Source organism: Colwellia sp. BRX10-1 (assembly GCF_014077545.1).
Lineage (GTDB): Bacteria > Pseudomonadota > Gammaproteobacteria > Enterobacterales > Alteromonadaceae > Colwellia_A.
Map to the genome: position 1 here is coordinate 1 of NZ_JACGWC010000003.1, position 19,942 is coordinate 19,942.

Sequence of the window (19,942 nt, forward strand, 5' to 3'; positions counted from 1 at the left end):
ACCTTTTTGTCTAGCGACAATAGCACTGTGGCACCACCTGATCCCATTCCGAACTCAGAAGTGAAACGCAGTAGCGCCGATGGTAGTGTGGGAGTTCCCATGTGAGAGTAGGACATTGCTAGGCTCCTAATTAAGTTTAATAATAACCACTTAAATGGTATTGTTAAGCGGCTGTTTAAGATGATACAACTAACAAGTTGAATTATCGGCCCCGTGGAGGGGTTCCCGAGTGGCCAAAGGGACCAGATTGTAAATCTGATGGCTCAGCCTTCGGTGGTTCGAATCCACCTCCCTCCACCACTTTATTCAAACATAAATCCTTACTATTTAATAATATTAGCGCTTAGCTAATTTTTATCATATCTGAATACTTATCACTTAACTTTTTAAACCTAATATAAAACTCACTATTAGAATCGATCAAGGTTAATGCTTTAATTAATATCTCAGCCTGTGCTAGATCGCCAACCCTCTCATTATCTTTTTCAAACGAAACAAGTAACACTTGCAATAAATTCAACTTAATCCCAGTGTGATTAGGAAAATGAACCAGTGCATCATTGAGTTTATCAATCGCCAGACTGTATTTATGCTTCTTATATAGACTAACACCTAACTCTAATGCGCTTTGTGCCGCAATCCTTTCATGGTCAGAATAAGGCTTATCTGCAATAGTGTTTATTTGTGTCAGTATTGGGGAATTATCTTGATTTACATGAGCTAGCTCAGTTAGTAGGTTATCAGCATAAGACTTCTTTCCCATAGCCATGAGTGATTTGGCTATTGCAATTGTACCTACTGATGATATTTGATGTTTACAGTTTATTAGTAACAACTCAGCTTCTTTTAGTGCTTCTTTAGCAAGCCTTGGATCTTTAATTTTATCATACAACCTTGCTGCTAATAATTTACTATGAATCTTAATCTCTATGGTATTAAAGTCCCTGACCATATCAGTAAGTAATTTAAAAGCTTTGTTACTTAGTCTGCGTGATTTTTGAGGTTCTAGATCTGTCATGGACTCAAGTAGCGCTTCGACAAAATGTAAGGTGTTATCAGGTTTTCTATGAACAGAGTGAAAGGCAAGCGCTGCAGTTTTAGCAAAAGCTTGTGTTGCTTTATCGAAGTTCTGATTTGTTAAACATAAGTCTGCATATTTCTCTAGACGTGGTACAGAAAGAGGTGAAACAACCAAAGCATTTTCTAAAATTGCTTCTGCTAACAGAGGTTCTTTATTTAATTGGTAGGTATTGGCTAGCCAATCGTAAGCTGACAAATAAAGTGGATTATTTTCTATTACCGTATTAAAACAATCAGCGGCCAAGTTATAATCATGATCGAGTAATGCTATCTTTCCTAGGCCAATTGCCGCCCACTGACAATTAGGAGAACAAGCGTAAGTCTCGTAAATATCTCGGGCCCTATCAAATTGTTTTAACTCAAAGTATTGTCTAGATTGAATTCCTAAACATTCATTTTTATAAATTGAATTTATGGAGATAATATCTTGGCATAATGAAATAACTTGTTGGGAGTCGTTGTTATCCATAGCGTTATATATATCAAGCATAGCTGTTTTTTTAGCGAAACATCGCGCTAATCGAATGTTAAGATCGTTAAGTGTATATGGCTTAGCAAGGTATTCATCGGGTTTATGTTCGAGGGCAGCTAACACCATAGCTTGTGACACCTCAGCGGTTATCATAACGATAGCGCAATGACGTGAGATAAACTTTTTAGACCTTAATTCTTCAAGAATATGTTGACCATTTTTTTTATCTTCGCCCAGGTCATAACCTAATAATATAACGTCAAACTGAATTTTTTCACAAAGTATTAATACATCTGAGGCGCGGTTACTCGTATCAACACTAAGAGCACCAAGCGTGTAAGCGAATAATTTCAATGCATCACGTGATTGGCTGATACTTTCAACGATTAAAAAACGCATCTTGCTGTATGCAATCTTGTTCATAAACTCCCTTGAATATTCTTTTATCTGTAGAGACTTTTAGCGGAATTAAAACCACTTGTCTAGCTTTGCAACTGACAATAATTAAATATTAGGATATATAGCTTATTTGCTTGCAGATAACCCTTCTCGTAATTGCACTTATAATAGCTATACTGTATTCTGCAACGCCGCTGTACATTGGCTAACTTCCACTTTTTATAAAGAGATTTATCTATGGGTTTTACCTCGTTGGGCTTATCTGCCCCGATTCAAAAAGCGATTGCTGAAAAAGGTTATACCGAACCATCACCAATTCAAGCACAAGCAATTCCCGCCGTACTAAGTGGGAAAGATGTCATGGCAGCAGCACAGACGGGAACCGGTAAAACAGCAGGGTTTACACTACCAATATTAGAACGTTTATCAGGTGGCAACAAGCCACAGGCTAATCAAGTACGCACACTAATCTTAACGCCAACACGAGAGTTAGCGGCACAGATATATGAAAATGTTGAAATGTACGGTAAGTACTTACCTTTAACTGCGACAGTGGTCTTTGGTGGTGTGAAAATTAATCCACAAATGATGCGCCTTCGCCAAGGTGTCGATATATTGGTGGCAACACCAGGAAGATTGCTTGATTTATATAATCAAAAAGCAGTCAGCTTTAAGCAACTTGAAATACTAGTGTTAGATGAAGCGGACCGTATGTTAGATATGGGCTTTCTTCGCGATATTAAAAAGGTATTATCGGTCTTACCTAAGCAACGTCAGAATCTTTTATTCTCTGCAACCTTTTCAGAAGATATCCGTGATCTTGCGCGAGGGTTAGTAAATAATCCTGTTGAGATCTCTGTTAGCCCACGAAATACCACCGCTGAAAAAGTTGAACAGGTAATTTATCCTGTTGATAAAAAGAAAAAGCCAGCCTTGTTAACAGCACTCATTAAAGATAATGAATGGCCACAGGTCTTAGTGTTTATGAAAACTAAACATGGAGCAAATAAGTTAACCAAACAATTAGAGGCTGAAGGTATAAGAGCAGCGGCTATTCATGGTAATAAAAGTCAAGGAGCTAGAACTAAAGCATTAGCTAACTTTAAAGATGGTACAGTGAATGTTTTAGTTGCTACCGATATTGCAGCGCGCGGTATTGATATTGACCAGTTACCACAAGTTGTTAACTTTGAATTACCTAACGTTGCAGAAGATTATGTTCATAGAATCGGTAGAACTGGTCGAGCGGGTGCAAGTGGTAAAGCGGTTTCATTAGTCTGTTCAGAAGAAATTGATTTATTAAACGATGTAGAGCATTTAATTCAAACCCATATACCTCGTGAAATAGTGCCAGGATTTGAACCTTTTAATTTTTTATTAGAATCACGTCCTTTAAGACCTTTAAAAGCAAATAAGCCTAAAAAAGCAAAAACTGAACATCATGACGGACAACGTTCTGCCGATAATGCACGAGGTCATAAGCCGCAAAGTAAAAATCCTCGTCATAGAAATGACAGTAACGCGAATAAAGATTCGAATGCAGGTGGTCGTCGTAAAAACCCAGCAAGTACAGCACCAAAAAGTAATAGCGACCCATACTCTGCGTCACGCTAGTTTAGAAAATTAAATTAGGGCTCTTAATGAGCCTTATTTAATTTTGCTAATAGTTGATCTAAGTTATTTGCAAATGCCTGTCTGTCAGCTTGACTGATCGGGGGTGCACCGCCAGTTTGAATACCGCTAGAACGTAAAGTATCCATAAAGTCACGCATGTTGAGTCTTTGCCTGATGTTACTCTCGGTATAAAGTTCGCCACGAGGGTTTAGGGCTAAACAGCCTTTCTCTACAGCTTCTGCTGCTAAGGGAATATCTGCTGTGATCACTAAATCATGCTTTGCTGAACGCTTAACTATTTCATCATCGGCAACATCAAAACCAGCATTAACCTGTATAAAAGAAATAAATTTTGAGGGTGGCGTTTTAATGAAATGATTAGCGACTAAGATTGTTTCAATCTTTGCACGTTCAGCAGCACGAAATAATATTTCTTTAATAACAGTTGGACAAGCGTCGGCATCGACCCAAATTTTCATTATATTCCCTATTACATTTATTTTTTGCACTCGTTAGGTGCAAACTATTGCTATTTTAATCTGATGATTGCTGTTATACCTAATAGATTTCAGATAATAATATATATACCAAGCTGGAACGATACCTGCTTAGTACGATAAAAATATTTAACAAGAGAGTTAACCAATGAACAAACCACAAAGAGATATTACCCTAAGATTTCTAGCTGAACCACAAGATGTAAATTTTGGTGGTAAAGTTCACGGTGGTGCCGTAATGAAATGGATCGATTTAGCCGCTTATGCATGTTCAGCCGGTTGGAGTGGTCGTTATTGTGTAACTGCTTATGCAGGGGGGATACGTTTTATTGCCCCAATTCATGTTGGCAGCTTAGTTGAAGTAGAGGCTAAAGTCATTTATACCGGTAATTCATCAATGCATATCGCGTTAGAAGTAAATGCCTGTGATCCAAAGTTACTTAATCGCACATTAACAACCCATTGTATTGTTATTATGGTGGCTGTTGACGAAAACGGTAAGTCAGAAAAAATCCCTAAATGGATCCCTGAGTCGCCAGAAGATATTAAACAAAATGAGTCAGCGATAAAATTAATGGAAATGCGTAAACTCATCGGCGAAGAAATGCAAATCTTTGTAGAATAGTATGTAACCTAATACAAATCTGATAGGAATATTTTATAGTGCAAGCTCTAGACGAACAACAAATCAAACTTGTTTTAAATTACGATGATGCTCAACGAGCCAATTACTTTCTGAAAGAAGTTGTCGTAAATAATGAAATTTGGATATTAAAAGACGAGCACGGCTGTGTGATGCTTAATACCGAAGATGAAGATTGCGTACCTGTCTGGCCAAATAAAGAATTTGCCCAGGCTTGGGCCACAGATGAATGGCAAGAATGTCAGCCAGAAGCTATTTCATTAAGTAAATGGTTTAGTCACTGGTCGCATGGTTTGGCAGACGATGAATTAGCCTTAGTGGTGTTTCCTAGTCAAAATGAGCAAGGGTTAGTTTTTTACCCAGATGAGCTTGAACAAGAACTAAAAAACAAACAAAAAAATCAATCAGCCAAAGGTCAGCGTTAATTACATGAGTTTTACTTCTTTAGCATTAGATAAGAGCCTAACCAACGCTGTAAAAGCACTTGGTTATGATGAAGCCACCCCTATTCAGTTAAAAGCTATTCCTGCGATCTTAGCTGGAAAAGATATTATGGCTGGAGCGCAAACAGGAACAGGAAAAACAGCGGCCTTTGCTTTACCTATTTTACAAAAGTTAATGGCAACACTTCCTGAAAATCGTCCTGTTCGAGCTTTAGTGTTAACGCCTACACGTGAACTTGCTCAACAAGTCTATAAAAGCTTTGTTAGTTATGCAGAAAACACAGAACTCAATATTGCCGTTGCTTACGGTGGTGTCAGTATTAACCCACAAATCACGGCATTAAGCAAAGGTGTGGATGTATTAGTGGCAACCCCCGGACGATTGCTTGACCATATTATTAATTGCTCTTTAGCGTTAACGGAACTGGAATTTTTAGTCTTTGATGAAGCTGACCGTATGTTAGATATGGGCTTTAAAGATGAGATAGACCGTATCTTAAATCGGGTACCACTTAAGCGCCAAACCCTCTTGTTTTCAGCAACTTTCGACGATGCAATTTTTAAACTGAGTAAAAACTTATTAACCGATCCTGAGTTAATTGAAGTCAGTGAGCGAAATGCAGCGGCAGCAAAAGTAGAGCAAATTCTTTATACCGTTGATAGTGATCGAAAGCGTGAATTAACCTCATTTTTAATCGGTTCAAAGAATTGGAAACAAGTACTTATCTTCACCCGTACTAAGGTAACTGCCGACGCATTAGCGAAAGAAATGTGTAAAGACGGTATTAAAACGCAATCGATTCATGGCGATAAATCTCAAGGCGCAAGAGAAAAAGCCTTAGCAGAGTTTAAAGAAGGAAAAACCCGTGCCTTAGTGGCTACCGATGTTGCCTCTCGTGGTTTAGATATTGCAAACTTAAATTATGTTATTAACTACGAACTCCCTTATATTGCTGAAGATTATATTCATAGAATAGGAAGAACGGGTCGAGCAGGTAATGAAGGGGTAGCTGTTTCGTTGATGAGCCCTAGCGAAGAGTGGTTATTAGAAGCGGTTGAAAAGGTACTCGATACGCGCTTATTGCAGCAATGGTATCCTGGTTATGAACCTGACTTAACAAAAACAGAAAAGCCCGCCCGTAAAGGTGGCCAAAAACAGCGCGATAGAAAAAAAGCGTTAGGTGAGCATAGTGACGCTAAAAAACGCTCAGGACCGAAAAATAAATACACCAGAAGATAATTAGTGTATTAAACGCCATATCACTGCAATTGAGTTTCTAAACAATAGATTCTTAATTTGCAGTGAATATTTTCTAGGTCTTCTTTACATATTACAAGGTAAAGAGGTGCGCGACTAATGCGGTGTAGTCAGCGAAAAAGTTTTTATCATCAAGGGCTTTAGAATTTATCAAATATTTACCATTAACCACCATAGTCGGAACACCGGTTAATTGACGAGCCGCTGATAACTTATCCTGAGTCTGCTTATTACGCTTAGCTTCACTAATAATGCTAAAGTTTTTCATGCCTTTATCAAACTTAGCACCATCTCCGCCACTCAATACAAAAATGTTACGAATATCTTCTTCGCTATTTATCGTTGCACGCTCGGTCTGTAAATAGTTAAAAATGGCAGGAGAGAATTTTTTAGCAACAGCCGTCTTCTCGGCAATAATAAGGGCTTTACTTAGCATAAACTGAATTTCTGGCGCAGTTTGTTGCATAAAGTCCACGTGCGTTTTTTCCAGCTTCACCCCTTTGGGCAATACCTTTTCGAATTCATTTAAATAAGGCTCATAAGCGCGACACGCAGGACAGTAATAAGAGAAGTATTCACGCAGCTCAGGTTTGTTGGTAGTTTGTTCAGATATAACCGTATAGTGCTTACCTTCTTCAAATTTACTGTCTTGTGCTGCAACCGCTGTCGCAGCGAATAAGGTCAAGGCGATGAATCCGCCAAATAGTGTTTTAAGAGCTTTCATGGTTATCCTCAGAGAATCATTTATTAATTTTTATTGTTGCGAGTATAGACCAAAGTAAAAAGCGTCGGTTCATCGTAAAATGTAAAAGTTTATTACGAAAATTTTTTATCGAAAGTCATTATTTAAAATGAATTAAAAGACATAAGTTTAAATTATTTGAAATAATAGCTAAACGTCGTTGAATTGTAGCTGTTTTATTTTTTAGTATATTACTGTTGTTATCAATAAATGGTTTGTTAATTTCATTATTATCAGTGGTTAATGTTTTTGTTGGCTTTTCCATTATCTATCCTTATTTGTGGGTGTAAGACTATTCTGTCAAAACAAAAAATGACAAACCAACGATATAAACTTACACTTAATATAAGTAAAACTTATGGCAAATAAGTAAAGATGGATCAACGACTCAAGTATTTAAATGCAATGCGTACCTTTGAAAGTGCTGCTCGACATAAAAGCTATAGTCAAGCGGCAGAGGAGTTGTTTGTTTCTCAAGCGGCGGTTAGCCAACAAATGCGGCAATTGGAAAACGTTTTATCCGTAAAATTATTCGTTCGTACCGGCCGTAAAATGTTGTTAACGCCAAGCGGTGAGACTTTGTATGAGTCGACACATCAAGCGCTTAACACATTAATAAAAGGGCTTAACAGTATTCAACAAGAAGATATTGCTGGCGATTTAACGATTACGTCAACACAAGCATTTTGTTCTTTATGGTTAATGCCTCGTTTATATAAATTTTCTCAAGTACATCCGGATGTTAATGTACGCATATTAGGCTCAAATCAGAAAGAAGATTTACAACAAAAACATATAGATTTGGCGATACGCTTTGGTGTTAAAAAACAAGTGTCCAACGCTGACAATCTCGTCATGGAAGATTTTGGTGAAGACGTTGTTTATCCCGTTTGCTCCCCCAAGTTATTACAGCACATGTGGCTTCAAAGCCCCAAAGACCTCCTAGACTGCACCTTAGTTAGCTTAGCTAATGAGCAGGTAGTTACTTGGGATAAATGGTTTGAGCATGCAGGCGTCAAAGGCTTTGAAAACATGACTAAGAAAACAGAAGTTACCTCGAGCGACATGGCCTTAAATGCGGTATTAAGTGGTCATGGCGTTACACTTGCTGCCAGTGCAATGTTTTCACAATACATTCAGACTAAGCAATTAGTTGTGCCTTTTAAAATTAAGCATCCAGTGATTTGGAAACGCTATTTGGCCTACGATCCCAATTCAGCCAAGCGCAAACGTATTCAGGTTTTTATTGACTGGGTGCGCGCCGAAATGGCAAGCTCAGCACCGAAAGTATTATTAAGATAATTTTGCTTTCGTTACATTTATCTAAGGAATATCAGTAGATGCCCTGTATTTTAGTTATTGATGACCGTCCAGATATCCGTCTAAGTTTAGCGGTATTGTTAGAAGATCATCACTACACCGTTATTGAAGCCGACAACCCTCAAGTTGCACAAGTGAAATTAAAAAACCATGCTATATCCTTGATATTGCTTGATATGAACTATCAATTAGACACAACGTCTGGTGAAGAAGGTTTAGCTTTTCTTACCTGGTTACAAAACTCTTCATTTGGACATACACCAACAATAGCAATGACCGCTTGGTCGAACACCGACCTAGTCGTAAAAGCAATGAACTTAGGTGCCAACGACTTTATTGAAAAGCCTTGGCGTAATAAACACTTATTACACACCGTGGCGCAGCAGCTCAATCTTTTAAACCTTTCAAGTCAAAATAAAAAATTAAAACAACAACTTATCAATGAAAATTGTGACGACTATGTCTGGCAATCACCCGTTATGACGCAATTATTGAAAAAAGTAAAAGCGGTGGCACATACCGATGTCAGTATTTTATTAACCGGTGATAATGGCACAGGTAAAAGCGAACTTGCTCGTTTTATTCATCAAGAATCACCGCGTAATAACGAAGCTTTTATTGCCGTAAATATGGGCGCTATCAGCGAGTCACTGTTTGAAAGCGAGATGTTTGGCCATAAAAAAGGCGCTTTTACTGATGCCAAACAAAACCGTATTGGGCGTTTTGAACTCGCTGAAAATGGTACTTTATTTTTGGATGAAATCGCCAATATTCCACTTTCCCAACAAGCTAAACTACTACGTGTATTAGAAAATGGAGAATACGAAACCCTTGGGTCAAGCCGGACACAAAAAACAAATACTCGTATAATATCAGCGACTAATGGTAACTTTACTCAGTTACTAAGTACTGAGCTATTTAGAGAAGATTTATATTACCGTCTTAATACTATTGAATTTAGAGTACCGTCGTTAAAAGAACGCACGGAAGATATTTTATTGTTAGCGCAATTCTTTGTTGATAAATTCACTAAAAAATATCAACGGTCTGTTCGCTCTATATCGCACGGTGCACAGCAAGCTATGCTTGATTACCATTGGCCAGGAAATGTGAGGGAAATGAGCCATTTAGTTGAACGAGCGGTATTGTTAGCTGAACATGAACAGTTATTGGCAGAAGATTTGCACATTAGAAATGTCAGTCCTATGGGTGCAGTCGAAAACTTAGCCAATAATGCGCTTGAAAATAATGAGCCGAGCAATCAATTACCATTAATGACATTGGCTGAAGCGGAAGTTGCTATGGTTAAATTAGCGCTCAAACAAAGCGCAGGAAATGTACCTCAAGCGGCGTTATTACTGGGTTTGACAAAAGCGTCGATGTATCGACGTGTGGAGAAATATGGCCTTGCTAAAAACTAATTCTCTAGAAAGCTTTATACAAAAAAAACTTGCTATACTCTGTACTGTTATTTTGTTGTTAAGTGGTTATATTTTATGGCTTTTAACGATAAAGTGGCAGTGGATCGTTATTGTTGAATTAGTGCTTTTTACGATTTGTTTTGGCTTTACTTTGTCAATAAAGCAGCGTGTGATGCGATCTTTTACTCGTGCTTCTTTACATATAGATGCCATTACTCAGGAAGATTATAACCAATTTGGAAAATCAACTTTCCCAAAGGGTAAAGTTAGCGAATTTCATCAGCAATTGAAACAACTGAGTGAAAAGTTACAAACACAAAAGTCTCATTATGATCAGCAGGCTTTTCTGGTTTATCAATTGATCTCACAGTTAGATACACCAGTTTTGATATTTAATGAAAAACAACAGCTTACACTTGGTAACGAAGCGTTTTATTATCTGTTTAAGCAACCATGGCAAATGTTTCGTCACGCCACTGCCGATTTATTGGGTTTACATTACAATGACGGACACTGGAAGTTCATAGAACAAGCGAAACAAAACCGCTGGCAAATACGTCACAGTGAATTTATAGATGATGGTGAAAATCATCAACTGCTACTTTTTATTGATATTGAACCCGCATTGCGAGAAAGCCAATTAAATGCCTGGCAGCAAATCATTCGCGTACTCGGCCATGAGATCCGTAATTCATTAACACCAGTATCTTCGATGGCAGAGACACTAGCAGACAAAGCAAGCAACGAAAGAGACAAAATGGTGCTTGGTGTTATTACCGAGCGTTGTTTGCATTTACAATCTTTTGTGAACCGTTACTCGTCGTTATCACAAAAGTTACAAATAAATTGCCAGTGGTTGTCTGTAGAGCACGTTATTAAGTCTGTTTCGGGTTTGTTCTCCGATATAAATATTACCCTCAACGCGCGTGTTAATGAATTTTGGGCAGATGGCGAATTTATAGAACAAATTTTTATTAACTTATTTAAAAATGCTAAAGAGGCCGGCGCCACTGAAATAGCGGTTAGCCTTGCTTTAGAAGATCAATATTACATTATTGAAATTACCGACGATGGCCATGGTTTCTCTAACATGAACAACTTATTTGTTCCGCTCTATTCAACTAAACCACAAGGGCAAGGAATAGGGTTAAGCTTTTGTCGTAATATCATTGAACAGCATCATGGGGTAATGGAACTGCATAATAATAACGAGAGTGGTCAACTGCAATCAGGCGTTACCGTAATGATGATTCTACCTAAGCCCAACATTAACAGGGGTTAGCAACGAGTTCAATTATGAACTAGGTAAAAGTTCGAAAATGAACTTTTGTTTATCTGAGTAAGCTTAATCAATGAAACTGGTTTAACAATATGTTGATTTGTAAATAATAATTATTGTCATTTAATAGTGAAGTTTTGCTATAGTGATAAAAATTACCATAAGGACAATAAATAAAATGAAATTATTTACAAAAATAGTAGCCGCGAGTATTTTTACTGTATTAGCTACAGGTGCAATCGCTAACTCAGCAAGCTCTTTAAAACATGCAGAAAAAGCGACTGATTTACGCCAATCAATATTTAGTTTGTTGGGCAGCAACATGGGTCCTTTAGGCGGTATGGCTAAAGGAAAAATTGAATTTGACGCGGAAAAAGTATCAACGCATGCTTTACGCATTAATCAATTATCACTGATGATTGCCGACTATACCCGTACGAACACTTCGGCACATAAAGTGAAGACTGAAGCACTCGACAAAATTTGGGAACAACCTGATGCATTTTCAAAACGTATTGATGACTTAACACAAGCATCGGCTAATTTGCAAAAAGCAGCTTTAAGCGGAGATGAAAGTCTTATTAAAAAAGCGATTGGTGGTGTAGGTAAAACCTGCGGCGGCTGCCATGATGATTTTAAAGCAGAATAGTGCTTAACCCGTCACCATTTAAACGACTTTAGTACTTTGAAGTCTGATGGTTTAGGGGTTTATTAACACAAATTAATAAGTGATTTCAGCGGTGTAAAACATCCTGTAATCACCTATCGTTAAAATAACAAATGTATTAGTAGTAATATTCTTCTATAACCGGTGCATTCAGCACCACCAGCCAATAAACAAAAACCACAGCCACTATCACCACTAAAAGCGCAATCCATAACTTAGAGTGTTTGATCACATTTGTTTTATCTACTTTAGCGGCAAGCTTTTTTCCTGTGATCATTGGGAGTATTATCGATTGCTTTTTCACTCGCTCATAATAGGCGATTGCCAATAGGTGCATAGCAATGGCTGCAATCATAAAATCAAAGACATTGTGATGTAAAAACATCATCACTTGTTCGACTTCTTTGCTAACACTATCGTAGTAAGGTCCAGAAGAAAATACATCGTCATTGATAAACAAACCACTTATTGCCTGTAAACTGATGAGAAAAATCATCAAAAAAACCATCAAACTGCCTAATGGATTATGACCACTACTATTTTTAACTTGATTGTTTTTTAGATCACCAATGTAGTTAATAAGGCGCTTAGGTGTTGGAAAAAAAGATCTAAACTGCGAGTGTTTAGTACCGAAGAATCCCCACAAAGTTCTGAAAACAAGTAAGCCTAAAGCGAAATAGCCAAGTTTCATATGAATATCAATCAGGTCATTGTCTTGATCAGAAGTGTACCAAGAGGCAATAACAGTAAAGGCAAATAGCCAATGAAAAAGTCGTAAAGGTAAATCCCAAATAAGAACATGTTTCAGCAAGAGTCTATCCCAAATAGAAATAAAGTATTAATTGTAATGGCTACAAATTATGAAGTAAAAAGGAATCACCGAATTACTTCACATCAATAACGAAATATTTTGAGTTCATTATCGAACTAGTACGAAAATAAGGTTGTCGATTTAATGTTTTACATTGATTTATATAGGAAATATTATTGGCACGAAATTAGCTATATCAATATATAGAAAGACGGTTAAGCAACAACCAAGAGAATAATGTGGATATTTTAAAACAGAAGCCTAAAAAAACATTGCTCAATAACAAAGGACTAATAGTAACGATCGCCGTTGTTATTGTCATTGTATTGGTAAGTTATGCAAAAGCGTCACTTAATAGTGTCAGCCTAGCAAGAAAAGATTTATTGCTTGCAACGGTAAAGCAAGGAAATATAGACGTTACCGTAGAAGGATACGGCAAGTTAACCTCAGATAAATTGCAATTAATTACTACCCTCACCAAAGCAACGGTTGAAGAAATCGTATTGAAACCTGGCGCTACTGTTACCAAAGAAAGCGTAATCGTAAGATTAGCAAACCCAGAACTGCAGCAACAAGTGCAAAGTGCTGAATATTCAGTAGCTGAGTCAAGAGCCAATTTACGCCAACTAAAATTAAACCAAAGACGTGAAACACTCACCGAAAAGTCAAATTATTTAGAACTTGTATCACAGCATAAAGGGGCTCGTTTAACGTTAACGGCACAAAATAAATTGGTAAAAAGCGGTATTGTCAAACAAATAGACTATCAAGAAAGCATATTGCGTGAAGATCAGTTAAAAGAACGAATTGAAATTTTTAAAGAACGTAATGAACAGCTTAAAGAAGTACATAAAGAGGCGATAAATATACAACTAGAACGAATTAAGCAAGTTGAACAAAGACTAACAATCGCTAAAGACCGGAAAAATAAATTAGTGGTAAAGGCCGGTTTTGACGGTGTGCTACAACGTTTATCTGTAAATTTAGGGCAAAGCTTGTCTCCGGGGCAAGAAGTTGCCTTAATTGGTAGTGTTACTGAATTAATTGCGTTGATCCGCGTGCCACAAAACCAAGTGCAATTAGTTAAAATTGGTCAGAACGTTATCGTTGATACCCGACAAGAACTCATTGAGGGGAAAGTTAAGCGTATTGACCCTATTGTTGACCAAAACACCGTCGAGGTTGAAATATCATTCCCTGGGAAACTACCTAAAAGTGCAAGGCCCGAACAAAACATTGATGCGGTGATCACGGCTAAAGTACTCAAAAACATTTACTACATCGACCGACCTGCCAATGTGCAAGCGCAGAGTGACACTTCGCTGTACCGGCTTAATAAAGAAATGTCTGAAGCTATAAGAGTCAATATAAGTTTTGGGGAAAAAACGGGACGATTTATTGAAATAAGTGCGGGAGCCAACTTGGGCGACCAATTTATTATTTCAGATTTAAGTAACTATAAAACAGCCAAAATTTCGATTTTATAATTGAGTCATAAAATTACAAAAGGATAGGTACATGAGCACAGCCATTTTATTATTAAAAAATATCGGTAAAATTTTTGAAACCGAAGAACTTGAAACACATGCTTTGAAATCAATTAACTTAACCGTTAATAAAGGAGACTATGTTTCAATATCTGGTCCTTCTGGCTGTGGTAAATCAACACTTTTATCAATTATGGGCTTACTGGATGTAAGTAGCAGTGGAGAGTATTTCATTGAAGGTGTCAATGTTACTGACCTATCCCTAGATCAAGCTGCAGAAGTTAGAAATGCAAAGATTGGTTTTATATTTCAATCGTTTAATTTAATAGACGAGCTTTCAGTTTTCGACAACGTGGCTTTGCCACTGCGCTACCATGCCGACAAGCCTAATAACGCGACAATCAAAAAACGTGTTATAGAATGTTTAGAAAAAGTAGGCCTGTCACACCGTATTAGTCACAAACCAAACCAACTTTCTGGCGGTCAACAACAACGTGTTGCCATTGCTCGTGCGTTAGTTGCTAATCCTGCAGTGCTATTAGTGGATGAACCAACGGGTAACCTTGATTCAAAAAGTGCTGACCAAGTTATGGATGTACTCGACCAATTAAATAAAGCGGGTACAACCATTTGTATGGTAACGCATGATCCGCGCTATGCAGATATGGCACGTACTAAAGTACAGCTTCTTGATGGCGCTATTTTACACTCGCCGGGTGTAAAACTAGTCGGTTAAGTCGGCTAACTCAATAAGTACTTTTTACCGTCATACTGAATTTATTTCAGTATCTAAAGTTGTTGAAAAGTTTAAAAACCAGATTCTGAAACAAGTTCAGGATGACGCTATTTTAGACCCGCTGGGTGTAAAACTAGCGAGATAACTCACCCTGAACCTTATTCAGGGTGATGGTCAGAAGATAGGGTCATGAAAAATGAACAGTTATTTAATCAAACAAGCGTACTTAAGCTTAAAGCAAAAACCGATTTTTGTGCTTAGTGTGGTTTCTACCATGGGCGTAACCTTAGGTGCATTATTATGTGTGCTGACCTTAGCGTATGTCATGTTAATAAAACCCTTACCGTATCCTGACCAAGAGCGTTTATATAATGTTGAACATCAATTGATCAGTAATGAAAATGCTATTGATGGCCGCGCATTTACCTACCCTAATCTAATGCATTTATATAACCAGCAATCGTTATTTGAGCAAAGTGTTTTAATGTATGTTGATGGCGGGGTCATTACTTCTTTGCCAAGCGAACCCATGGTGGCAATATCATTTATAACGCCGCAATGGTTTTCATTGTTCTCTGCAAAAATGGAGTTAGGGAAGGGATTTGCAGAAAGTGAAAAAGTTAACAGTTATAACCCCGTTGCCGTTTTAACTTATGAAACATGGCAAAATAAGTTTAATGGCGACATTAATGTGCTTGAAAAAAGCCTGACGTTAAGCGGAAATAACTACCGAATTATTGGTGTACTCGCAGAAAATAACATTGAAGCGCCACTCGCCGGCGCTGGTTTTAAAACCGAGTTATATCTTCCATGGGATTATAATTCGGTAAGTGAAAGAGAACGAAAACGTTGGGGAAATGATGATAGCGGTTTGATATATGTTGGTAAGCTGAATAAGCAATATGCGGAATATTCCAAGCCACAAATTGATCAAATACTAACAAAGGTCGTCAATGAGAATTGGCAAAGTAAGGTATCGGGTCATGACTTTTTTAAAAATTGGTCGATCGTACTTGAAACACAAACATTAAAATCTTTTATTGTTAGCGATGGTGAACGTAGTGTTTACTTATTATTGATTGGATCATTAGGTTTACTATTTATTGCTTGCGCTAACATCGCCAATTTATTTGTTTCACGAACAGTAGAACGTCAACAACAACTTGCTATTTCTGCAGCTGTTGGGGCTTCAAAAACACAATTGTTTCGCAATATTTTAGCTGAAACAGGGCTGTTAATGTTTGCCGCTATTATACTCGCGCAGGTTGTTATTTTTGTTGGTTTTAGTGTTTTACAATATTACCTTGGTGATTTTCTACCACGCATTGATGAACTTGAACTCAATGCATTTTCATTTTCAGCTTCTATTTTACTCTTAGTCTTGTTAACACTTACCTTCTCACATTTATGTTTGAAAATGATCAACTATCATGCACTTAACGCTACGTTGCAATCAGGTGGCAAAGGCAGTGGTATTCAAGTGTCAAAGCGTGTGCGAAACTTCTTAATTAGCAGTCAAATAGCGACAGCAACCGCCTTAGTCTTTATTAATGTCGTTTTGTATAAAGACGCCAATGAATTAGTAAACCAACCTTTGGGTTATCAAACAAATAACATTACTTCGGTCGTATTGGCATTACCCAATGTTGAAAGCGAGATAAAAGCACAAAAACTTACTGCCCTTAAAGCTGAGTTATTAGCCCATCCGAAAATAAAAAAGGTAAGCCAAGCGATGCGACCCACAGGCTTTGGTACTTTGGCATTAACAGCTATGGAAACAGACAATCGTTATACTGTGCTAGGGAAAGATATTGACGATCAATACTTTAGCATGCTCAAACAAGCGATTATTGAAGGTGACAACTTTAGTGCTGCAGATATTAAAGACGACAGAAAAGTGATGATTGTTAATGATGTTTTTGCACAAAGATTAGCGCCAAATGGCAGTGCGATTGGCTTTAAATTTAAAAATGGTGTTGAAGTTATTGGTGTTGTAAAAAGTATTAATATGCCTGGCATACAGAGAGTAGAGTCTCGTTTTTATTACCCCGCAAGTTTGGCAAGAAATATGTTGCTAATAGAACAGCATCAAGGGCAAATATTTAATCGTGATGAAATGATTAGTGCGATGAAAAGCGTTGATAAAAAATTAAGTTTATTCACCTTCACATCACTCAATGAATATAAAGACCGTCGATTATTTTCTTCAGTAACTACAGCCGTTACGACACTAGTATTGGCTATTTTAACGTTATTACTATCAGGTTTAGGTTTGTACGGTATTCTTAACTATTCTAGCCAAATGCGTCGTTTTGAAATTGGTACTCGTATGGCTATTGGTGCAAAGGGTAAAGATATTGTTAGCTTAGTCTTTAAAGATAATGCTGGCGCATTAGGCATTGGTTTAGCGGTAAGTTTTGTTGTATTACTTGTTTTGTATCTTGGTTTTAGTGACAGTTTAAATACTTATATTAGTTTAGAACTTTTGCCGTTATTTATTCTCACAGTGGGAGCAATATCACTGCTTTCATCACTTGCCTGTTATGTGCCGTTACGCCCGTTTATTAAAAACCCTGTTATTCATGCCTTAAAGGGGAGTGAATAATGAATTTATTTATCTATCAGTTAAAACAAGCCTTCTTAAGCCTTAAGAAAAAACCAGGCTTTGTTTTTAGTGTTGTTTCAACCATGGGCGTTACGTTAGGCGCGTTGTTATGTGTGTTAACACTAGCCTATTTATTGTTGATTGAGCCATTGCCATACCCTGAGCAAGATCGACTTTTTGTTGCTGAGCATAAGGTTCTTGGCGATAAAAAAGAGACCAAAACAGTTGCTTATAGTTATGCTGGCTTGGTGCATTTATACCAGAGTAAAGCCGCATTTGAACAAGCGGCCATCATGTATTATGACCAAGATGTGATCCTCTCTCACCTTAACCAACCACTCGTCAATACCACTTATACCACGCCGAAGTTACATCAACTGTTAGCGTCGACTATGGCAACAGGTCGAATGTTTACGGCTAGCGAAGCTCTGGATACCAATAATCCAGTAGCTATGCTCAGTTATAATACTTGGCAGCAAAAATATGATGGCAGTGCAGATATTCTTGAACAAAAAATCAATATCAGGGGTGTTAGTTATCGCATTGTTGGTGTATTGGCAGAAGGTTTTGTTGAACCTGAATTAGCTGAAATTGGGCGTGAAACGCAAGTTTGGCTGCCATGGGATTATAATCAGACTGACCAAGTAAGCAGAAAAAGTTTTTTGAGCATAAAAGGTAACTTTAAATTTATTGGTCAATTGAAAAAAGGGCTTAGCAAAAACCAAGCACAACAACTTTTAACCCCTTTAGTGAGTAAACGCTGGCAAGAAGGTGTTGCTGATATGGAATTCTTCAAGGATTGGTCAATCGAAATGCGAGTCCGCTCAGTGAAGGACGTTATGCTCGGGGATAGTGAGTCTATTGCGGTAATGCTGTTAGCGGGTGTGATTGGTTTAGTATTGATTGCCTGCGCAAATATCTCTAATTTGTTTATCGCACGTACTGCAGAAAAGCAACGTCAAATGGCGATTCAAGCAGCGATTGGTGCCACTAAGAAACATTTATTTAAAGCGATGTTGGCTGAAACAAGTTTACTGATGTTGATGTCGATCATACTCGCCTTGATAGTTGCTAAGGGCGGGTTTTATATTATGCAGCAATATTTGGCCTCGGTATTACCGCGAGTTGACGAGCTATCTCTTAATCCGATAACGCTTAGCTGTGCGGCGCTAACAACCATTATTTTTGCATTATTTTTTGCTAAATTAAGTACTCGTATTATCAATTATCGTGCACTCAATGCTAGCTTACAAAGTAGTGGTAAGGGCAGTGGTTTACAGGTATCAACAAAGACACGCCAAGTCTTAATCGCCAGCCAAGTGGCATTAGCGACGCTATTAGTATTTGCCAACTTGAGCTTACTTAAAGATGCCGTTAAAACCATTAATGCACCGATAGGTTTTAGCACCAATAATATCTCGATTTTAACGCTAAACTTTTCTTCAACCCAATCATCTAGCCAGGAAGAGGTCATCGCCATTATGGCTGAGATCATAGAAAAGCTTAAAGCCTTACCACAGGTGAAAGCCATTGCGCATGCGAGTTCACCTTTAGATGGCTTTGGTATTAAATTGCTAACCAAACTTGATGATAATGAAGGGCATTCACCGTATTTAAAAAGAATTGATCATAGATATTTTAAACTAATTGAACAACCGCTATTACAAGGTGAAAATTTTACCAAGCTAGATAGCCGAGATAACAACTATTCGATGATTGTTAACCAAGCGTTTGCTAAGCAGTTAACACCTGACGGTGATGTCATAGGTATGCGGCTAGTATCGATAAATGAGCCTGAATTTAAAATAATAGGTATTGTTAAAGATATTGCCATTCCTGGCGATACTCCGTTTGGCAGCGAAGATGTAGCTGCGCCTATACCAAGAGCCTATGTGCCTGATAATCTAAACGACAACAAATTTATACTTAAAATAAAGGCTGACCAGTCTATTAGTCGTCAACAGTTGGGAAAATTATTAGCCGAAGTTGACGCTAGATATTCTGTATTTAGCTTCAAATCAGCAGATAAAATGCTTACTCAAAGCCTGTTTACTCAAATTACTACCGCGGTGACAACGACAGTTTTAACGTTAATCACTTTTTTCCTCGCGGGTATTGGTCTCTATGGCATTTTAAGTTACAGCACCCAAATGCGCCGTTTTGAGATTGGAACACGTATGGCCATTGGTGCTAAACGTGGTGACTTAATATTACTGATTATTAAAGACAATGCCAGTGCAATATTATTGGGCGTACTGCTGAGTGTTGGCGTGTTGTCTCTATTAACCATTGGTTTTAGTGAACAAGTCAGCCACTACATCACCTTAGAATTACTGCCGGTGTTTATAGTGACCTTAGCGATGATCAGCATGCTGTCGTTATTTGCCTGCTACTTTCCTTTGCGTCAATACATTAACAAACCTGTGATCCATGCATTAAAGGGTAGTGAATAATGACGTTCACTATCA

At 37.7% G+C, this 19,942-nt stretch carries 17 protein-coding genes, 1 tRNA gene and 1 rRNA gene; 14 read left to right on the forward strand and 5 right to left on the reverse strand.

Going from position 1 to position 19,942, the window contains the following annotated elements:
- Window positions 1-9: 9 nt before the first annotated feature.
- A 5S ribosomal RNA gene (rrf, locus tag H4J75_RS03965) occupies window positions 10-124 on the forward strand.
- Window positions 125-215: 91 nt separating this feature from the next.
- Window positions 216-300: transfer RNA gene (locus H4J75_RS03970), tRNA-Tyr, on the forward strand.
- A gap of 43 nt (window positions 301-343) precedes the next feature.
- On the opposite strand, the gene H4J75_RS03975 is transcribed toward H4J75_RS03970, so the two are convergent.
- Window positions 344-1,975 carry a tetratricopeptide repeat-containing response regulator gene (locus H4J75_RS03975; protein ID WP_182221409.1) on the reverse strand — a complete coding sequence of 544 codons (1,632 nt, stop codon included), beginning with the start codon at window positions 1,973-1,975 and terminating at the stop codon, window positions 344-346.
- A 213-nt stretch (window positions 1,976-2,188) separates the two neighbouring features.
- On the opposite strand from H4J75_RS03975, the gene H4J75_RS03980 reads away from it, so the two are divergent.
- Entirely contained in the window at window positions 2,189-3,565 is a 1,377-nt protein-coding gene (locus tag H4J75_RS03980) for a DEAD/DEAH box helicase (RefSeq protein WP_070375253.1), read from the forward strand.
- 23 nt (window positions 3,566-3,588) lie between these two features.
- Here H4J75_RS03980 and H4J75_RS03985 read toward each other — a convergent pair whose 3' ends face one another.
- Window positions 3,589-4,044, reverse strand: coding sequence for a YaiI/YqxD family protein (locus H4J75_RS03985; RefSeq protein WP_070375252.1), 456 nt, complete (start codon window positions 4,042-4,044; stop codon window positions 3,589-3,591).
- Between the two features lie 166 nt (window positions 4,045-4,210).
- Between H4J75_RS03985 and H4J75_RS03990 the strand changes: the two genes are divergently transcribed.
- Genes H4J75_RS03990 through H4J75_RS04000 form a run of 3 tightly spaced genes read left to right on the forward strand, consistent with a single transcriptional unit; the run spans window position 4,211 to window position 6,388 of the window.
- Window positions 4,211-4,687 carry an acyl-CoA thioesterase gene (locus H4J75_RS03990; protein ID WP_070375251.1) on the forward strand — a complete coding sequence of 159 codons (477 nt, stop codon included), beginning with the start codon at window positions 4,211-4,213 and terminating at the stop codon, window positions 4,685-4,687.
- A 35-nt stretch (window positions 4,688-4,722) separates the two neighbouring features.
- Window positions 4,723-5,130, forward strand: a complete 408-nt coding sequence (locus H4J75_RS03995; RefSeq protein ID WP_070375250.1) for a DUF2750 domain-containing protein — start codon at window positions 4,723-4,725, stop codon at window positions 5,128-5,130.
- Window positions 5,131-5,134: 4 nt separating this feature from the next.
- Window positions 5,135-6,388 carry a DEAD/DEAH box helicase gene (locus tag H4J75_RS04000; protein WP_182221410.1) on the forward strand — a complete coding sequence of 418 codons (1,254 nt, stop codon included), beginning with the start codon at window positions 5,135-5,137 and terminating at the stop codon, window positions 6,386-6,388.
- A gap of 91 nt (window positions 6,389-6,479) precedes the next feature.
- On the opposite strand, the gene H4J75_RS04005 is transcribed toward H4J75_RS04000, so the two are convergent.
- Together H4J75_RS04005 and H4J75_RS04010 are read right to left on the reverse strand one after the other, a co-directional pair.
- A complete protein-coding gene (locus H4J75_RS04005) occupies window positions 6,480-7,130 on the reverse strand; it encodes a thiol:disulfide interchange protein DsbA/DsbL (protein ID WP_182215277.1) in 651 nt (216 codons plus the stop codon).
- Window positions 7,131-7,248: 118 nt separating this feature from the next.
- The gene (locus tag H4J75_RS04010) at window positions 7,249-7,413 is read right to left on the reverse strand and encodes a hypothetical protein (RefSeq protein ID WP_182221411.1); all 165 of its coding nucleotides are present in this window, start codon (window positions 7,411-7,413) and stop codon (window positions 7,249-7,251) included.
- Window positions 7,414-7,523: 110 nt separating this feature from the next.
- Between H4J75_RS04010 and H4J75_RS04015 the strand changes: the two genes are divergently transcribed.
- The 4 genes from H4J75_RS04015 to H4J75_RS04030 all read left to right on the forward strand — a co-directional run bounded on the left by H4J75_RS04015 (window position 7,524) and on the right by H4J75_RS04030 (window position 11,817).
- Window positions 7,524-8,450, forward strand: a complete 927-nt coding sequence (locus tag H4J75_RS04015) for a LysR substrate-binding domain-containing protein (RefSeq protein WP_182215281.1) — start codon at window positions 7,524-7,526, stop codon at window positions 8,448-8,450.
- Window positions 8,451-8,488: 38 nt separating this feature from the next.
- Window positions 8,489-9,889 carry a sigma-54 dependent transcriptional regulator gene (locus H4J75_RS04020; protein WP_182221412.1) on the forward strand — a complete coding sequence of 467 codons (1,401 nt, stop codon included), beginning with the start codon at window positions 8,489-8,491 and terminating at the stop codon, window positions 9,887-9,889.
- Window positions 9,870-11,171 carry a PAS domain-containing sensor histidine kinase gene (locus H4J75_RS04025; RefSeq protein WP_182221413.1) on the forward strand — a complete coding sequence of 434 codons (1,302 nt, stop codon included), beginning with the start codon at window positions 9,870-9,872 and terminating at the stop codon, window positions 11,169-11,171. The genes H4J75_RS04020 and H4J75_RS04025 overlap by 20 nt, the downstream gene beginning before the upstream one ends.
- Window positions 11,172-11,346: 175 nt before the next feature.
- The gene (locus H4J75_RS04030) at window positions 11,347-11,817 is read left to right on the forward strand and encodes a cytochrome c (RefSeq protein ID WP_182221414.1); all 471 of its coding nucleotides are present in this window, start codon (window positions 11,347-11,349) and stop codon (window positions 11,815-11,817) included.
- A gap of 136 nt (window positions 11,818-11,953) precedes the next feature.
- Here the strand turns inward: H4J75_RS04030 and H4J75_RS04035 are convergent, their stop codons facing one another.
- The gene (locus H4J75_RS04035) at window positions 11,954-12,646 is read right to left on the reverse strand and encodes a cytochrome b/b6 domain-containing protein (RefSeq protein ID WP_220465231.1); all 693 of its coding nucleotides are present in this window, start codon (window positions 12,644-12,646) and stop codon (window positions 11,954-11,956) included.
- Window positions 12,647-12,885: 239 nt separating this feature from the next.
- Here H4J75_RS04035 and H4J75_RS04040 point away from each other — a divergent pair, with 239 nt between their 5' ends.
- From H4J75_RS04040 to H4J75_RS04055, 4 genes are all read left to right on the forward strand, one after another.
- Window positions 12,886-14,133: an HlyD family efflux transporter periplasmic adaptor subunit gene (locus H4J75_RS04040; RefSeq protein WP_182221415.1), complete on the forward strand. Its 1,248-nt coding sequence runs from the start codon at window positions 12,886-12,888 to the stop codon at window positions 14,131-14,133.
- A 31-nt stretch (window positions 14,134-14,164) separates the two neighbouring features.
- The gene (locus tag H4J75_RS04045) at window positions 14,165-14,869 is read left to right on the forward strand and encodes an ABC transporter ATP-binding protein (RefSeq protein ID WP_182221416.1); all 705 of its coding nucleotides are present in this window, start codon (window positions 14,165-14,167) and stop codon (window positions 14,867-14,869) included.
- A 196-nt stretch (window positions 14,870-15,065) separates the two neighbouring features.
- Window positions 15,066-17,474, forward strand: a complete 2,409-nt coding sequence (locus H4J75_RS04050) for an ABC transporter permease (RefSeq protein ID WP_182221417.1) — start codon at window positions 15,066-15,068, stop codon at window positions 17,472-17,474.
- Window positions 17,474-19,927, forward strand: coding sequence for an ABC transporter permease (locus H4J75_RS04055; protein ID WP_182221418.1), 2,454 nt, complete (start codon window positions 17,474-17,476; stop codon window positions 19,925-19,927). The genes H4J75_RS04050 and H4J75_RS04055 overlap by 1 nt, the downstream gene beginning before the upstream one ends.
- Window positions 19,928-19,942: the final 15 nt, after the last annotated feature.

Coding starts and splice junctions, on each gene's coding strand:
- H4J75_RS04055 (WP_182221418.1), top strand. CDS start 17,474: ATGAATTTATTTATCTATCAGTTAAAACAAGCCTTCTTAAGCCTTAAG.
- H4J75_RS04020 (WP_182221412.1), top strand. CDS start 8,489: ATGCCCTGTATTTTAGTTATTGATGACCGTCCAGATATCCGTCTAAGT.
- H4J75_RS04030 (WP_182221414.1), top strand. CDS start 11,347: ATGAAATTATTTACAAAAATAGTAGCCGCGAGTATTTTTACTGTATTA.
- H4J75_RS03990 (WP_070375251.1), top strand. CDS start 4,211: ATGAACAAACCACAAAGAGATATTACCCTAAGATTTCTAGCTGAACCA.
- H4J75_RS04050 (WP_182221417.1), top strand. CDS start 15,066: ATGAACAGTTATTTAATCAAACAAGCGTACTTAAGCTTAAAGCAAAAA.
- H4J75_RS04005 (WP_182215277.1), bottom strand. CDS start 7,130: ATGAAAGCTCTTAAAACACTATTTGGCGGATTCATCGCCTTGACCTTA.
- H4J75_RS03985 (WP_070375252.1), bottom strand. CDS start 4,044: ATGAAAATTTGGGTCGATGCCGACGCTTGTCCAACTGTTATTAAAGAA.
- H4J75_RS03975 (WP_182221409.1), bottom strand. CDS start 1,975: ATGAACAAGATTGCATACAGCAAGATGCGTTTTTTAATCGTTGAAAGT.
- H4J75_RS04045 (WP_182221416.1), top strand. CDS start 14,165: ATGAGCACAGCCATTTTATTATTAAAAAATATCGGTAAAATTTTTGAA.
- H4J75_RS04000 (WP_182221410.1), top strand. CDS start 5,135: ATGAGTTTTACTTCTTTAGCATTAGATAAGAGCCTAACCAACGCTGTA.
- H4J75_RS04010 (WP_182221411.1), bottom strand. CDS start 7,413: ATGGAAAAGCCAACAAAAACATTAACCACTGATAATAATGAAATTAAC.
- H4J75_RS03980 (WP_070375253.1), top strand. CDS start 2,189: ATGGGTTTTACCTCGTTGGGCTTATCTGCCCCGATTCAAAAAGCGATT.
- H4J75_RS04015 (WP_182215281.1), top strand. CDS start 7,524: ATGGATCAACGACTCAAGTATTTAAATGCAATGCGTACCTTTGAAAGT.
- H4J75_RS04025 (WP_182221413.1), top strand. CDS start 9,870: ATGGCCTTGCTAAAAACTAATTCTCTAGAAAGCTTTATACAAAAAAAA.